The sequence below is a fragment of the Bradyrhizobium sp. Leo78 genome, from assembly GCF_059512425.1.
Map to the genome: position 1 here is coordinate 48,492 of NZ_JCAMOT010000033.1, position 15,257 is coordinate 63,748.

Annotated in this window: 15 protein-coding genes; 9 read left to right on the forward strand and 6 right to left on the reverse strand. The window is 64.3% G+C overall.

All coding sequences use genetic code 11. The features are described 5' to 3' along the window. Nucleotides 1-37 precede the first annotated feature (37 nt). Complete coding sequence (locus tag AC5ZG1_RS31715) at nucleotides 38-1,885, reverse strand: outer membrane protein assembly factor BamB family protein (RefSeq protein ID WP_496135148.1); 1,848 nt, start codon at nucleotides 1,883-1,885, stop codon at nucleotides 38-40. 283 nt (nucleotides 1,886-2,168) lie between these two features. On the opposite strand from AC5ZG1_RS31715, the gene AC5ZG1_RS31720 reads away from it, so the two are divergent. From AC5ZG1_RS31720 to AC5ZG1_RS31730, 3 genes are all read left to right on the forward strand, one after another. Beyond that, the gene (locus AC5ZG1_RS31720) at nucleotides 2,169-2,393 is read left to right on the forward strand and encodes a dodecin (RefSeq protein ID WP_028164458.1); all 225 of its coding nucleotides are present in this window, start codon (nucleotides 2,169-2,171) and stop codon (nucleotides 2,391-2,393) included. A 121-nt stretch (nucleotides 2,394-2,514) separates the two neighbouring features. Continuing rightward, nucleotides 2,515-4,404 carry an AMP-dependent synthetase/ligase gene (locus AC5ZG1_RS31725; protein ID WP_496135149.1) on the forward strand — a complete coding sequence of 630 codons (1,890 nt, stop codon included), beginning with the start codon at nucleotides 2,515-2,517 and terminating at the stop codon, nucleotides 4,402-4,404. Nucleotides 4,405-4,701: 297 nt separating this feature from the next. Next, the gene (locus tag AC5ZG1_RS31730) at nucleotides 4,702-6,219 is read left to right on the forward strand and encodes an AMP-binding protein (RefSeq protein ID WP_496135150.1); all 1,518 of its coding nucleotides are present in this window, start codon (nucleotides 4,702-4,704) and stop codon (nucleotides 6,217-6,219) included. Nucleotides 6,220-6,501: 282 nt separating this feature from the next. Here the strand turns inward: AC5ZG1_RS31730 and AC5ZG1_RS31735 are convergent, their stop codons facing one another. Both AC5ZG1_RS31735 and AC5ZG1_RS31740 read right to left on the reverse strand, forming a co-directional pair. Further along, the gene (locus AC5ZG1_RS31735) at nucleotides 6,502-6,921 is read right to left on the reverse strand and encodes a DUF1810 domain-containing protein (protein ID WP_456640873.1); all 420 of its coding nucleotides are present in this window, start codon (nucleotides 6,919-6,921) and stop codon (nucleotides 6,502-6,504) included. Continuing rightward, on the reverse strand, nucleotides 6,918-7,409 hold the full coding sequence (locus AC5ZG1_RS31740; RefSeq protein ID WP_283813312.1) for an NUDIX hydrolase: 492 nt from the start codon (nucleotides 7,407-7,409) through the stop codon (nucleotides 6,918-6,920). The genes AC5ZG1_RS31735 and AC5ZG1_RS31740 overlap by 4 nt, the downstream gene beginning before the upstream one ends. A gap of 252 nt (nucleotides 7,410-7,661) precedes the next feature. Here AC5ZG1_RS31740 and AC5ZG1_RS31745 point away from each other — a divergent pair, with 252 nt between their 5' ends. Together AC5ZG1_RS31745 and AC5ZG1_RS31750 are read left to right on the forward strand one after the other, a co-directional pair. Continuing rightward, on the forward strand, nucleotides 7,662-8,633 hold the full coding sequence (locus tag AC5ZG1_RS31745; protein ID WP_130229116.1) for a S1C family serine protease: 972 nt from the start codon (nucleotides 7,662-7,664) through the stop codon (nucleotides 8,631-8,633). A gap of 17 nt (nucleotides 8,634-8,650) precedes the next feature. Continuing rightward, entirely contained in the window at nucleotides 8,651-9,724 is a 1,074-nt protein-coding gene (locus AC5ZG1_RS31750) for a carboxylesterase family protein (protein WP_496135151.1), read from the forward strand. Between the two features lie 73 nt (nucleotides 9,725-9,797). On the opposite strand, the gene AC5ZG1_RS31755 is transcribed toward AC5ZG1_RS31750, so the two are convergent. Next, nucleotides 9,798-10,538 (reverse strand): SDR family oxidoreductase, encoded by a 741-nt coding sequence (locus AC5ZG1_RS31755; RefSeq protein WP_463327132.1) that lies wholly within the window; start codon nucleotides 10,536-10,538, stop codon nucleotides 9,798-9,800. A gap of 121 nt (nucleotides 10,539-10,659) precedes the next feature. Here AC5ZG1_RS31755 and AC5ZG1_RS31760 point away from each other — a divergent pair, with 121 nt between their 5' ends. Then, a complete protein-coding gene (locus tag AC5ZG1_RS31760; protein ID WP_496135152.1) occupies nucleotides 10,660-11,547 on the forward strand; it encodes a LysR family transcriptional regulator in 888 nt (295 codons plus the stop codon). Nucleotides 11,548-11,618: 71 nt separating this feature from the next. After that, the gene (locus AC5ZG1_RS31765; RefSeq protein ID WP_028164448.1) at nucleotides 11,619-11,825 is read left to right on the forward strand and encodes a hypothetical protein; all 207 of its coding nucleotides are present in this window, start codon (nucleotides 11,619-11,621) and stop codon (nucleotides 11,823-11,825) included. A gap of 15 nt (nucleotides 11,826-11,840) precedes the next feature. On the opposite strand, the gene AC5ZG1_RS31770 is transcribed toward AC5ZG1_RS31765, so the two are convergent. Continuing rightward, nucleotides 11,841-12,503, reverse strand: a complete 663-nt coding sequence (locus AC5ZG1_RS31770; RefSeq protein WP_130229120.1) for a DsbA family protein — start codon at nucleotides 12,501-12,503, stop codon at nucleotides 11,841-11,843. Nucleotides 12,504-12,720: 217 nt separating this feature from the next. Then, entirely contained in the window at nucleotides 12,721-13,215 is a 495-nt protein-coding gene (locus tag AC5ZG1_RS31775) for a hypothetical protein (RefSeq protein WP_130229121.1), read from the reverse strand. 66 nt (nucleotides 13,216-13,281) lie between these two features. Here AC5ZG1_RS31775 and AC5ZG1_RS31780 point away from each other — a divergent pair, with 66 nt between their 5' ends. Then, nucleotides 13,282-13,680 (forward strand): PsiF family protein, encoded by a 399-nt coding sequence (locus AC5ZG1_RS31780; protein WP_496135153.1) that lies wholly within the window; start codon nucleotides 13,282-13,284, stop codon nucleotides 13,678-13,680. A 142-nt stretch (nucleotides 13,681-13,822) separates the two neighbouring features. Then, the gene (locus tag AC5ZG1_RS31785; protein ID WP_433994508.1) at nucleotides 13,823-14,887 is read left to right on the forward strand and encodes an AbrB family transcriptional regulator; all 1,065 of its coding nucleotides are present in this window, start codon (nucleotides 13,823-13,825) and stop codon (nucleotides 14,885-14,887) included. The last annotated feature ends 370 nt before the right edge of the window (nucleotides 14,888-15,257 follow it).

Below are 15,257 nucleotides of genomic sequence, written 5' to 3' on the forward strand. Positions count from 1 at the left end.
CGTTCGTAACGCGCCCGATCGGTCGCCGCGTCCCATTTCACGGAGGGCTCACCTCGAACGCGAGCAGCACGTTGCCGGGCACGCCGCTCCATTGCGCGTAGCCTGAATTGACATAGAGCATGCCGTCCGCAATCACCGGACCGGGCCCGTCAATGGCGCCGCCGTGTGCCGGGACGCTGTTCACCGTCTCATAGTCGCGCGCGGTGTCGAATTCCCAGAGCAGACGCGCATCGTCGGTCGCGTAGGCGCGCAGATAGCCGCTCACGCCGCCAGAGAAGACAGCACCAGGAATGGCGCTAACCGCCGCGGAAAGGGCTGGACTGCATCGCTCGCGCTCACCACAGGAGACCGGCGCCACCTGCATGCTGACCTTGCCATCAGCCAGATTCAGCCCGAACAGACCGCCGCCGGCGTTCGGATCAAGGCGCCTTGTGCCATCGCGAAGAAACCGCACGTCGGAGTTCGCGACATAGATCCGCTGCTGATCAGCGGCGGAGCCCCACTCGCTGCCGCCCAGCGGCCCTCCCTTGCCGACCCGCGTTTGCCAGATGATCTTGCCCTCATCATCGGGATCGAAAGCGTGGACTATCCCTGACTTCTGCCCGATCACCAGCATGCGGCGCCCGTCCGGCAAGCTCACCAGGATTGGCGATTGGCCGAAATCGTGGTCCGGACCGGGATCTTCCGGACAGTTGGTCTTGTCGTACCCGTAGCAGGCGACGACATAGCTGTCCTTGGGGGTTGCCTGCCGATGCCACAACATCCGGCCGGACTTCAGGTCGAATGCGACGATGGCGTCGCTCGTATCCGCCGGCGGGTTCGAATAGGAATTGCTTGTCGCGACGTACAGGGCTTGGCGCTTCACATCGATCGTCGGCGCGGACCACACCGAGGCGCCGGACGGACCGTAAAGCTGCACCCCCGTGGCATTCCTGGTCGTCGGACTTGGCGCATCCGGAATCGTGTACGACTTCCAGATCGGCGCGCCGGTCGCCGCGTCCAGGGCCACCACGCTGCCGCGAAACGTGCAGCATTCGTAAGCGGGCCGCGATCCCGTCGCTTCCTCGATGGAGGAGACCGGAACGTAGAGGACGCCGGAAAACAGAGCCGGCGTTCCGGTAATCCGGGCGGCGGGATGGTCTTCCACCTTCTGCTTCCAGATCAGTGCGCCCGTTGTTGCGTTGACGGCGTAGGCATTGGCACGGATATCGCCGAAGAAAATCGCGAACTCATTCTTGCCCGGCAGCGGACCGAAGCTGATCGCGGTGCGTACTGGCGCGTCCGTCGCAAACGTCCAGAACGTGCAGCCGCTCCTGGCGTCGAGCGCGTGCACCTTGCTATCGGCGCCGCCGACAAACAGCATGCCGCCGATCACGGCGGGCTGGGCATTGACAGTGGAGACACCCGGAAAGCCGAACGCCCATTTCAGGCGCAACCGAGGCACCTCGTCCGCCGTCAGGCCCGCCATCTCGGCGGCTTGAAACCGGCTGTTGTTGATATCAGCGCCCCAACCGGTCCATCGCGGCCGGTCGAACGCCCCGTCGAAGCCGCGGGCGGCTTCCACGCAGTGCCCCGCTGCGTCGGCCTTGGCGGCAGGAGCGCTGTCGCCAACCTGTCTCCCCGTGACGAAGGAGGCGATCGCTTTGCGCTCATCATCGGTTCGGTCCTTGACCATGGGAGCCATGCTCCCCGACGTGATGGCTCTGAGCACATGCTCGAACGCCATCGACTGCAATGCGGCGCGGTTGGGAATGCGGCTCTGCGGGTCGCTGGCATCGTGGCACTGGGCGCAGTGCTGCGCATAAAGCTCGGCACCGGACTGCGCCGCGGTGGCGGGAAGACAGGACCAGATCAAGAGGCCAACGGCCGCAGCGCTCGATCTCATGAGGCTCCCCCCCTGGGCGCGACGATCTGAACTTATCGTCTCGGAAAGATCTGCAACCTGGGGATGATAGCGTGATCGGGAAACCTCGACCAGTCAGAACCGGCGCTGGGGCCATGACCACCGGCGCATGTTGTTGGGCGAGCAGCGAGGCGAGCGGAACTCCAGGTGCAGTGAACTCGTTCAGACTGGACGCCGCGCCACTACCGACTGATCCTGGGTGGACGGAGCGACAATCCGGATACGCCGCGAATGACCTGAAACCACTTGCAAAGGAGGTTTTGCCATGCCGACGACAGCCGAGAAAGACCACGTCTACAAGATCCTGGACCTCGTCGGATCATCCGAGAAGAGCATCGAGGATGCGATCCAGAATGCCATTGCCCGCGCTGCCAAGACCATTCGCGAGATGAAGTGGTTCGAAGTCGTGCAGACGCGAGGCCATATCGAGAATGGCGCCGTTCGCCACTACCAGGTCACGCTGCGGGTTGGATTCACATTGGAGGAGTGAGTCCGGACATCCGGCGCGCCACATAACCATTCTTGCGCCAAGTCAAAGATGTGAGGTAGCCCCCGTGCGACAGATTCATGTTTTCGTTTGACGCTCAACGTCGTCGGGAGGCTAAGTGCAGATGGAAGAACGGTCCGGCGCCCCTTTGATCCCGCAAACCGGCGCGCCGGATACGCTTGCGCAGGTCCGCACGCTGCCCGAGCTGCTGCGTTGGCGCGTCCGGGCAACGCCTGATACGGAAGCCTACCGGCATTTCGATGCAGCCGCCGGGCGCTGGGTCAGCCATTCCTGGCACCAGATCGACCTGGAGTTCGACCGCTGGCGGCGCGCACTCGCCGCCGAGGGGTTCGCAGCCGGCGAGCGCGTCGCCATCCTGATGCCAAATGGCATCGAACATATCGCGATGGACCAGGCCGCATTGTCGCGCGGCCTGGTGCCGGTGCCGATGCACGCGATCGATAATCCCGAAAGCATCGTCTACATCCTGAAGGATTCCGCGGCGTCGCTGCTGCTGGTCGACACCATCGACCGTTGGCGGATCCTCGCAAGCGCCGGCGCGCCGACGGATACGCTCAAGCGTGTCGTCTGCGTCGATCTGCAAGGTACCGAAAACCCGGCAATGATGGATTATCGCCTCATGGCGCTGAAATCCTGGCTGGAGCGCGGACAGGCGGCCGAGGCCGTCACAGACGACGTCGCGTTGCAGCCGGATGATCTTGCCGCGATCGTCTACACCTCCGGCACGACCGGGCGCCCCAAAGGCGTCATGCTCTCGCACGGCAACATCGTGGCGAACATCAAGGCGATCCACGCGCGCATCGCCGCCAGCCCAAATGATGTCTTCCTGTCCTTCCTACCGCTGTCGCATACGTTCGAGCGTACCGGCGGCTACTACTATCCGATCGCCGCCGGCGCCTGCGTCGCCTATGCGCGATCGGTGCAGCAGCTCTCCGATGATTTGAAGCAGGTGCGGCCGACCGTGCTGATCTCGGTGCCGCGGATCTATGAGCGCATCTATGCCCTGATCATGCAGCACAGCGAGGCGGCCGGCCGCTTCGAACGCGAATTGCTCGATCTTACCGTTGCCGTCGGCGGACGGCGCTTTGACGCGAGGCAACAAGGCCGCAGCCCGTCGCTGTTCGACCGGATGCTCTGGCCGCTGCTCAAGCGCCTGGTCGCCGACAAGGTGCTGGCTCAGTTCGGCGGGCGGCTGCGCGTCGCCGTCAGTGGCGGCGCGGCGATCGGCGAGCGCGTGATCCGGCTGTTCCTCGCGCTCGGACTGGACATCCTGCAGGGCTATGGCATGACCGAGACGTCACCCGTCGTCTCCGTCAATACCGCAGATGACAACGATCCCCGCTCGGTCGGCCGGCCGCTCGACGGTATCGAAGTCAGCATCAGTGAGGATCAGGAGCTATTGGTGCGGGGGCCCAACGTGATGCTCGGCTATTGGCACCGTCCGGACGAGACGCGCCGAATCAAGCAAGCCGACGGATGGCTGCATACCGGCGATCAGGCCCGCATCGAAGGCGGCCGCATCAGCATCACCGGCCGCATCAAGGACATCCTGGTGACCTCGACCGGCGAGAAGATCGCGCCCGTCGATCTCGAAACCGCGATCCTCGCCGATCCCTTGTTCGAGCAGGCCATGGTGATCGGCGAGAATCGTCCTTTCCTCGCGGCGCTCGTGGTGCTGAATGCGAAAAGCTGGGAGCGGGAGAAGGCCAGACTCGCGGGCAGCGGCGCGGACGCAGAAACCGCGTTCCTCGTCAAACGGATCGCCGAGGCCGTCAAAGCCTACCCGGCCTATGCGACACCGCGCGCGGTATGGTGGACGCTGGAGCCATGGACCATTGCTGCCGGCCTGCTAACGCCGACGCTGAAGAACAAGCGCCCGGCGCTCGAGCATCGCTTCGCGGCCGAGATCGAACAAATCTACACGCGCAAGCCACAGGGTGGATCGCGTCCTGCACCTGCGCACGCGATCGAAGGATCGGCCGATAGCCGGTGAGGTGTACATGCGCTGTCATTCCGGGGCGATGCGCAGCATCGAGCCCGGCATCCATTTTCCCACCAACACCTGCGGCCCGATGGATTCCGGGCTCGTGCCGACGCGCGCCCCGGAATGACGGCGGTGACTGTTGGCGCGAACGAATGACGAATTCACTTTCGGCTTTCGTCGCGCTCAGCCGGCTGCTTGACTCGCCTCGCTCCTTGTTGATGAAGTGCTTCGAGTGGCGCCGCGCCACACCATCCAAGACACAGACCAAGCGGCTGCAAGCAGCCCACTAAAAATGGAAACGCCCTCATGCTGATCCCGATCGCCGACGTGCCGCGCTGGTATGCTGAACGCCAGCCGGCGGATACGATCGCCATTCGTCATGGACAGGATACGCTGACGTGGGAGCAACTCGAGCGCGGTGCCAATGCCCGTGCGCGGGCGTTTGCGGCCAAGGGCGTCAAGCCCGGCGACTTCGTCGCGATCGGGCTGCCCAACAGCAACGCATTCTTCGAGACCACCTTTGCGGTATGGAAGTGCGGCGCGACGCCGACCTCGCTGTCCTGGCGATTGCCGCGCGGCGAAGCGGCCGCGGTGCTCGATATCCTCAAGCCCGCGCTGGTGGTGGGCGGCGAACCCGATTGGAATGCGCCGAACTCGCTGCCAATCGGCTTCGTGCCCGAAGGATTTTCCGACGAGCCGCTCGCGGCTCCCGTCTCGCGCTATTGGAAGGCAATGACGAGTGGCGGCTCGACCGGCCGGCCGAAAGTGATCCTCGATCATCTGCCCGCCGTGGTCGATACCACCATGGCGCCACCGCTCAGCATCCCGCTAGGCGCCTCGCTGCTCAATCCGGGGCCGCTGTATCACAACGCGCCATTCATCGTTTCGCATTTTGCCTTGTTCGGCGGCGGACGCCTCACCGGCCTGACCAAGTTCGATGCCGAGGAGACGCTGCGGCAGATCGAGGCCGAGCGCGTGCAATGGGTCAATTTCGTGCCGACCATGATGCACCGGATCTGGTCGCTGCCGGACGAGGTGCGCAACCGCTACGATCTCTCCAGCCTGCAGGTCGTGTTCCACATGGCCGCGCCGATGCCGCCATGGTTGAAGGAGAAATGGATCGAGTGGCTCGGGCCGGAGCGGATCTGGGAGCTCTATGGCGGCACCGAACGGCAGGGCTCCTGCATCATCTCCGGCGTCGAATGGCTCGCGCACAAGGGCTCGGTCGGCAAGATCGGCGAGACTGCGCGCCTGCGCATCATTGGCGAGGACGGCAATGACGTCGCTCCCGGCGAGACCGGCGAGATCTATTTCCTGCCCAATGATGGCGCCGGCACTACCTATCACTATCTCGGCGCCGAACCGAAGCGCCGCGCCGACGGCTGGGAGTCGCTTGGCGACATCGGCCGGCTGGATGAAGATGGCTATCTCTATCTCGGCGACCGGCTCGCCGACATGATCCTGCGCGGCGGCGCCAACATCTATCCGGCGGAGGTCGAGGCTGCGGTGTGTGCGCATCCCGACGTGCGCTCCTGCGTGGTGGTCGGCCTGCCCGACCCCGAATTCGGCCAGCGCATCCATGCGATCATCGAGTGCGATCCGGCGGTCAACGCGCAGGCGATCACCGATGGTATGAGCGATTTCCTCGCCGACAGGCTGAGCCGCTACAAGCATCCGGAGAGCTTTGAAATCGTGGACGCGCAGGTGCGCGACGATTCCGGCAAGGTCCGCCGCACGCTGTTGCGCGACGAGCGCGCCGCATGGCTGAAGGAGAATCGCCCATTCCGGATCATGCCGTCGCGCGTGCAGGCGAAGGCGGAGTGACTTCGAGACAATTTCTGCATGCCTCGCGTTCAACACGCGCCGTCATTCCGGGGCGCGCGTCTGCGCGAGCCCGGAATCCATTTCTCCACCTGCGCATGAGGCCTGATGGATTCTCTGATGTGCAATTGCACATCATAGCTCGCGACTTCGTCGCGCCCCGGAATGACAGCGAATGGACTGGCTAAAGCGCGATGAGATGAGGATGAAGCATCATCGCGCTTTAGGTTATTGTTTGAGCATGATCTTTTCGGAAAACCGCGTCACACTTTTCCGGATCATGCTCTAGCCGAGCAACTCCAGCGTTCTCGGATCGGCTTCGCCGCCATAATATTTCTTCAGCGCAGCGGGAAATTCCGGAGCGGCCGACGCGGCGGCGAACAAGGTCATCGAGGAGCGGAACTTCAGATCATCGGGGCTGCCGAGAATATCCCGGATGGTCTTGCCTTCGACCGCGTTGACCAGACGCGTGCACTCCAGGAGCCGCGGTCCCAGGATATCATGCTGGAGATAGGCGATCGCCTCGTCGCGGGAAGCGATCGCAAAACGCTGCGCCATCGCGCTGAACCCGAGGCCGGCAAGCTGTGGGAAGATGAACCACATCCAGTGGCTTTGCTTGCGGCCGCGGCTGAGCTCCGCCACAACCTGCCGATAAACCGGAGCCTGTGCATCGACAAAGCGCGCGAGATCAAAGCGGTCGCTCATAAACTCCTCCCTGATGGGCCGACAAGCTCGGCGAGACGATCGAGCAGCGGCCGCTGGCCTTCGAGGATCTTCGCATGCGCGGCCGCGAGATCGAACCATTCGGCGCGGTCGATCTCAGGGAATGCCTGCATCTTCCCGCTTCTCGGTGGCCACTCGATCTCGAACATATTACTCCTGATAGCATGCACATCGAGATCGCCTTCGACGGCGAAGGCGATTACGCGCTTTCCGGCACGCTGGCGGATCTCGCCCAGCGGCTCAAACGGCTGATCAAGGACGACGCCGGTCTCCTCGGCAAATTCACGACGGGCCACGGCGATTGCATCCTCTTCCCCGTCCATCTCGCCCTTCGGGATCGACCACGCGCCCTCGTCCTTGCGGCGCCAGTAAGGCCCGCCGGGATGCACGAGCAGAACTTCCAGCCGCGCCCCCGAACGGCGATACATCAGGATGCCCGCACTTGCGGGCGCGCGACGTTCCGCCTTCAACGATCTTTGCTCCCGCGACACATACCCGCTCGGGCGTAACCCGCTAGCCAGACCCGATGCTATCCCCGGATGCGTTCGGTTTCAAAATTGTCAGCACCGGCGGGGCTGACGCATTTGTAGTCGTTCCAAACGATGAAGCCGGCTCGCGCTGGGCTCATTTCGTTGTTATATTGCCTCCGGGACGATCGACCGGACATTGACTATTGGGTGCGGCGTTAGTCGAAGGAAACGCGATTCTTACGGAGATCCTTCATGTCTTCCTTGACCGAATGGAAAGTGCCACCGGCGCACCAGCCCAGTTCCGGCAACTACAAATTCGACCTCGACCGCACGCTTACCGCCGTGGTGGGACTGCACTCCATCATCCCGTCCGACGCGTTCAGCGCGGAGACGCTCGGCACGGAGCGCGCCGGCAACGGTGTCCTGATCGACGACGGGCTGGTGCTGACGATCGGCTATCTCATCACTGAAGCGGAAACCGTGTGGCTGCATCTTGGCGACGGTCGTGTGATCGAGGGCCATCCGCTCGGCTTCGATTTCGAATCCGGCTTCGGCCTGGTGCAGGCGCTGGGACGGCCGGGCATCGAGCCAATGCCGATCGGCTCCTCCGCCGCGACGAGGGTCGGCGACAATGTCGTGGTCGGCGGCGCCGGCGGCCGCACCCGCTCGCTGGCGAGCCAGATCGTGGCGAAGCAGGAATTCGCAGGCTATTGGGAATATCTGCTCGATGAAGCGATCTTCACCTATCCCGCGCATCCCAATTGGGGCGGCACCGCGCTGATCTCTGGCAAAGGCGAATTGATCGGCATCGGCTCGCTGCAGCTCGAACGCGAGCGCAACGCCCGCGCCGAGCACGTCAACATGATGGTGCCGATCGACCTCTTGATGCCGGTGTTCGACGACCTGCGCAAATATGGCCGCGTCAACCGGCCATCGCGGCCCTGGCTAGGCATGTACACGACCGAGATCGACAACCGCATTGTCGTAGTCGGCATCGCCGGCAAGGGGCCGGCGGCTCGCGCCGAGCTGAAGACCGGCGACGTCATCCTCGCCGTTGACGGCGAAAAGGTGATGAGCCAGGCGAGCTTCTATCGCAAGCTCTGGTCGCTCGGCACCGCCGGCGTCGACGTGCCGCTCACCGTCTATCACGAAGGCGTCACCTTCGACGTCACGCTGGCCTCGATCGATCGCACGAAACTGTTGAAGGGGCCGCGGCTGCATTGAGCACCGGGAGCGTCGCAATGAGCGAGGCCGTGGTGGACGACATCGTGGCCGTGCTGCCGCCGCTGTTGCAGACGCTCGAATCGCTCGGCTTCATCGCGCGCCATTTGCACCCGCCGGAGTTCGGCCATGTGATGCAGATCGCGGGCGAGCCGGACGAAGCGCTGCGCGCGGTCCGCCCGCGGCTCGCCGACTGGCCGGAGCAATTTGCCGCGATCAGCGCGCAGCTCGAAGCCGCAAGCGATGCGGCGCTCGCCGCCTGGCAGGGCCTGCGCGCAGTGCAGGACGGCAATGGCGATCTGGTGAGCGTGTTCCGCGCGCTGCGCTACATGCCGCGCGCGCTGGAAGCGCTCTATCCGCTGGCCGCGCGATTGCCGCCGGTGAACGAGTTCTTCACCGATCCCGCCTTGCGCGGGGATGCCGAACTGCTGGCGCGGCTGGCCGAGCCCGCCGGTGAAACCACCGGCATCCTGCACGACAGTAACGAGCCCGGCAGCCGCGGCGGCTTTTCGCTCTACGTGCCGGAATATTACACACCCGAGCGCGCCTGGCCGCTGGTGATGGCGCTGCACGGCGGCAGCGGCAATGGCCGCGGCTTCTTGTGGAGCTGGCTGCGCGATGCCCGCAGCCGCGGCGCCATCCTGGTCTCGCCGACCGCGCGCGGAAGCACCTGGGCCTTGATGGGCGACGATATCGACACGCCGAATTTGGTCCGCATTCTCGATTTCGTGCGGGCGCGCTGGACTATCGACGAGAAGCGAACGCTGATGACGGGAATGAGCGACGGCGGCACGTTCTGCTATGTTTCAGGCTTGGACGGCGCCTCGCCCTTCACCCATCTTGCGCCTGTCGCCGCGACCTTCCATCCGTTGATGGCGCAGATGGCGGATGCGGATCGCCTGCGCGGCCTGCCGATCCATATCGTGCATGGGAAGCTCGACTGGATGTTCCCGGTGCAGGTCGCGCGCCAGACGCAGCAGGCGCTGAGCGCGGCCGGCGCTGCCGTCACCTATCGCGAGCTCGACGACCTCAGCCATACCTACCCGCGCGAGATCAACGCGGCGATCCTGGAATGGCTGAACGAAGTGCCGTAGCCCGGGTGAAGCGCCAGCGTAACCCGGGAATGCTTGCTACGCTGACGCAAGAGGCCTCGTCGACGTCGAAGTTTCAGACCAGACCACCATTGGCACGCAGCGTCTGGCCGTTGATCCAGGCACCGTCGGGGCCGGCGAGGAAGGACACCACCGAGGCGATGTCTTCGGGCGTGCCGAGCCGCTCCAGCGGATTCGCCTTGGCAAGGCGGTCGATCAATTCCGGCGACTTGCCGTGCAGGAACAGATCGGTCGCGGTCGGACCGGGGGCGATCGCGTTGACCGTGATCGCTCGTCCGCGCAATTCCTTGGACAGGATCGCGGTCAAGACCTCGATCGCCGCCTTCGTCGCGGTGTAGACGCCGTAGGTCTCGAACTTTGTGCCGACGACGCTGGTCGAGAAATTGATGATGCGCCCGCCGTCGCGCAGCCGGCGCGCGGCCTCGCGCATCGCATTGAAGCTGCCCTTGAGGTTGATGGCGACGTGCTGATCGAACAGCGCGTCATCGGTGTCGGCGATCCTGGCAAGCTTCATGATGCCGGCGTTGTTGACGAGCACGTCGACGCCGCCGAAGGCGGCCTCCGCCGCATCGAACATGCCGCGCACTGCATTGGGATCGCTGACATCGGCCTTGGCGGTAAGCGCCCGTCCGCCGGCCGCTTCGATCCGGCTCGCCACCGCCTCGGCGGCTTTGGTGTCGCCGGCGTAATTGATCACGACGGTGAAGCCGTCCTTTGCAAGGCGTTGGGCGACCGCAGCGCCGATCCCGCGCGAGGCGCCCGTTACCAGTGCTACTTTTTTGGTCCCGTTCGACATCTTTGTTCTCCTGCTGATTTGCGGCCAGGCCGCTGGGTGGCAGGAGTAAAGTAGGCGCTTCCATCTCCCGGATAATCATGTATTTTTTGGCCTTACTGTTCGTAAAACTCGGACAATCGAGATGGATCGGTTCGACGCAATGCGGGTGTTCACCCGCGTGGTGGAGCGGCGCAGCTTTTCGCAGGCGGCGGAGGATCTCGGGCTGCCGCGCTCGACGGTGACGGACGCCGTCAAGTCGCTGGAGGCACGGCTCGGCGTGCGGCTGATCGAACGCACGACACGGCATGTCCGCCCGACCCTCGATGGCGAAGCGTATTATCGCCGCTGCCTGTCACTGATCGCCGACCTCGAGGATGCCGAAGGTGCATTCGGCGGCGGCAAACCGAAGGGGCTGTTGCGGCTGGAAGTGCAGGGCACGCTGGCGCGTCACTTCTTGTTGCCGAACCTGCCGGGCTTCTTCGCGGAATATCCCGACATCGAGATCAATATGAGCGAGAGCGACCGCTGGATCGACCTGATCGAGGAAGGCGTCGATTGCGTGTTGCGCTTCGGCCATCTGCCCGACAGCGACATGATCGCAAGGCAGGTGGTGATGCTGGAGCGCCTCACCTGCGCGACGCCTCGTTATTTCGAGCGCTTCGGCACGCCGTCCGGTCCCGATGTGCTCGAAGGCCACCGTATGATCGGGATACGCTCGCTGACAACGGGACGGCTGCGGCCGATGGAGTTTGTGGTCGACGGCGCAGTTCGCGAAGTGATGCTGCCGGCGATCATGTCGGTGACGGGACCGGAGAGCTACCTCGCTACCGCGCGGCTCGGCCTTGGCCTGGTCCAGGTGCCGCGCTTCCACGCCGAAGCCGATCTCGGGCGTGGGGCCCTCGTTGAGGTGCTCACCGAATGTCCGCCGCCCTCGGTCCCGGTATCCCTGCTCTACCCACGCAATCGCCAGCTCTCGCCGCGCGTACGCGTGTTCATCGATTACGTGTTGCGCGCCTTCGGGCGGGCGTGAGTGCGGTTCCGGCCCGACCCGGAACCATCCGCCGGCCATCCCCGTTATCTGCGGTCACCGGAGGTTTGGTCATGCGAACGTTTTTCGGAATGATCTTGGGTGCGCTGCTGCTGATTGCGGGCGTTTATCTCTATGATTCGATGCGAACGTCGAGCGTGGCGGGCGGCCAACTCGCGCAGAGCGGCCGCACCATCGTCAACTGGGACGTTGCCGCCGATGACCTGAAGGCGCTGAAGGCTCGCGCCCATGAGGATTGGCAGAGGATTTCGTCGCGCTAGCGAGCACGACGGCCACTAGCGGCTCATGTTCGCCTTGCGCGCATCGGCAATGGCCTGCACGAACTGCTCCTTGGTCAGGATGCCGGGCACGCGGAATTTACCGACGATGAAGGACGGCGTGCCCTGAAAACCAAACGCCTCGGCCTGCGCGTTGTTGCGCGTAAGAATGGCATCGATTGATGTGGCATTGGCCGCAAGATCGCGCTTCAAGCGGTCCATATCGATGCTCGCACCTGCGAGCACCTCCTGTATCCGCGGCTCGGTCAGCTTCGTGGTGAGGCCCATCATCGCCTCATGCGCGGCCTGAAACTTGTCCTGATACTTCGCCGCCAACGCCATGCGCGATGCAACCTTCGATACATCGCCCAGGATCGGCCAGTCCTTCCACACCAGGCGCACCTTGCCATCGTCCTGCGCAATTTGCTGCAGTTCAGGTGCGATCTTGCGGCAATAGGGACATTGATAGTCGAACCACTCGACGATGCTGATGTCGCCCTTGGCGTTGCCGGCGACAGGGATCTCCGGATCGCGCAGCACGGCCGCTTCGGTCAACACCTTCTCTTCGTCCTGCGCGGCGGCAGCGCGGCTGAGCAGCGTAACGCCGACAGCCATCAGGCCGAGCGCGGCGCGGCGCGTGGGTTCCGGATTGATCCCGGCACGATCGGTCGATGGGCTCATGTCAAATCTCGCGGCTGCCTGCGCTGTCTACGCTCGGCGGGCCGAGATGTCACGCCGCTTTGCCGAGCCCGCACAGCCCATCGCAATGTCGGCCGAAACACGGCACCATGAAGGCTGGTGCGGCCAGTGTCGTACACCGGCCGCGCCAATTGCTTTGTTTGGGCATGATCTTTTTCGGAAAACCGGTGTCCACTTTTCCGGATCATGCCCTAGGAGATCAAGCAGCGCCCTTCAACCGCTTGGTGCATTCGCTGTAGTAGCCGCCGCCCTTCTGGATCCACTTCAGGCCGCCATTGGCATTGCTGGCCTTGTTGGCATTGTACTGGTCGACGCAAGTGTGCATGCGGGCCTTGCCCTCGGTCTCCTTGGAGTATTTCGGATCGACCGCGTTCGGGAATACCGCCGGTCCTGCCGGCGACGTGGGCGCTGCGGCTGGAGCAGCTTCCTTCTTGGCCTCCTTGGCGGCCGGGGCCGGCGCGGGCGCGGCGGCTGTCGGTGCAGCGGGCGCGGCAGCGGCTGGCGTTGCGTTTGCGCCGCACTCGGCCTTGCGGAAGTCGTTCCACTTCTGGCCGCCCAGTGTCCCGGCTGCCTTGGCTGCCTGGTACTTGGCGCTGCATTCCTGCGCGGTCAGGGCCTGCGCCGGCGCCGACATCACGAATGCGGCAAGACCCGAGGCGGCCATCGCACAAAGCAGTTTGGCTTGAATTGTCATGGTTGTTCTCCCTTTCCGTCAAACCTCAGCGCGTTGACGAGGGCCGCATCCTAACGCAACCGGAACTTGCGACAACGCATTGGCGAACCGCCCGCTCAAAATATTGTGGCGCCCGATACGCGCGATATTCATCGGCGGTTCAGCATCGGGCGACGACGGTTTCGCGTCCACTCATTCGAGGTGCGCCCCATGCCGAAGTTTTCCTCCCTCGCCACCACAACCGCCCTCGCCGCGTTCCTGCTGACGGGCACCGCCTTTGCGCAAACCACCACGCCCGCACCGAAGGACACGGCCAAGACCGAGACCAAGGCGGCGCCGACGCCGGAAGAGAAGAAGGCGCGCAGCGCCGCCTCGCTGGACTGCTCCAAGCAGGCGGATGCGAAGAGCCTGCACGGCAAGGAGCGCAAGAAATTCCGCCGGGAGTGCCTGAAGGAGGCCGCCGACAAAAGCGCGGGCACGAAGTAAGGGTGTCACCCCGCCCTCCCGAACATGGGGATGGCGAGCAGCGACGCTCTAAAAATCCGGCGCATTGCTGCAATCGCGAGATGCATTTGTCGCGGGCCTGCGGATTTGGCATAACGCCAGCGTGAACCAGCTTCCCGCATCGATGGCGCTTGCCATTCCCAGCCGCGCGAACATCCTCAATACGACCGAGACGCTCGTCATCGGCGCCGCGGGCGGCCTGCTGTTTCTGTGGGCGAACCTGCCGGGCGGGCTGATTTCCGGCGCGATGATCGCGGTCGGCATCGCCGCGCTCGCCGGCCGGCCGCTCACCGTGCCGCCGGTGGTGACCCAGACCGTGCTGATTCTGCTCGGCATCTCGCTGGGCTCCCTGGTATCGCGGCAACTGATCCAGCATGTGAGCGCCTATCCGCTCACCATCGCGCTGCTCTCGCTCGCCACCGTCTGCTCGATCTTCGGCAGCAGCTTCTATCTGCAGCGCGTACATGGCTGGGACCAGACCTCGGCTTTCCTCGCCGGCAGCCCCGGCGCGCTGTCGCAAATCACGATGCTCGCGATCGAGAAAGGCGCCGATGTCGCCGCGATCGCCGTGGTGCAGACCATGCGCGTGATCATCCTGACCGCCGCTTTACCACTGATGCTGGCGGTGCTCGGCATAGCACCGGCGGCGCCGCCGACGATTGCCTCCGCCAGCGCCTCGCCGATCGAGCTCGTGGCGCTGATCGCAGCCTCCATCGGAGCGGCGCTCGTGCTGCGCTGGGCGAAATTTCCGGCAAGCTGGATGTTCGGCGCCATGCTCGCGTCCAGCCTGTTGCACGGCGTCGGCGCGATCGAGGGCGGCTTGCCGCCGTGGGTGCGCGGCGTCGCGCTGGTCGGCATCGGCGCCCTGATCGGCTCGCGTTTTGCACGGATGAAGCTCTCAACCCTGCGCAGCCACATCAATGCCGGGCTGGGCTCGTTCGCGGTCGCGATCGTGATCTCCGCGATCTTCGTTGCCGCGATCACGCTGACGACGCAGGTCCATCTCTCCGACGTCGTCGTCGCCTTTGCCCCCGGTGCGATGGACGCCATGCTGGCGCTGGCGCTGACGCTGCACATCGACCCGATCTTCGTCGGCGCGCACCACCTCTCGCGCTTCGTGTTCGTGACGCTGGCGACGCCCGGCATCGTGCACCTGTTCGGCCGCCCGCAGGAGGATGTGGACGATTAGGCGGGCTTTCCCCCTGTACGATCTCGTCCCCCCTTGCATCGGCGTCACTGGCTTTTGTGGTGTGAGCAAGGGTTTGCTAATCCAAATTTCAAACAGCGGTCCCGTAGGATGGGCAGAGCGAAGCGAAACCCATCAGCTTTGAACCCAGCTGCGCGAATGATGGGTTTCGCTTCACTCTACCCATCCTACGTCTGAAACAGCGGATGTGAGTTCGCGTTCTCGCGGCGCTTCGCGCCCGAGCTTTGCATCTACTTTCCGCCCTCCTCGATATCAGAGGGCGCAGGGAAAGCCGGGTGCCGGTTGCACCCATGGGTCCCGTGCAACAAAAAGCACGGGGGTAGGACCACAGGTTCAACCGAAAACACTCCGG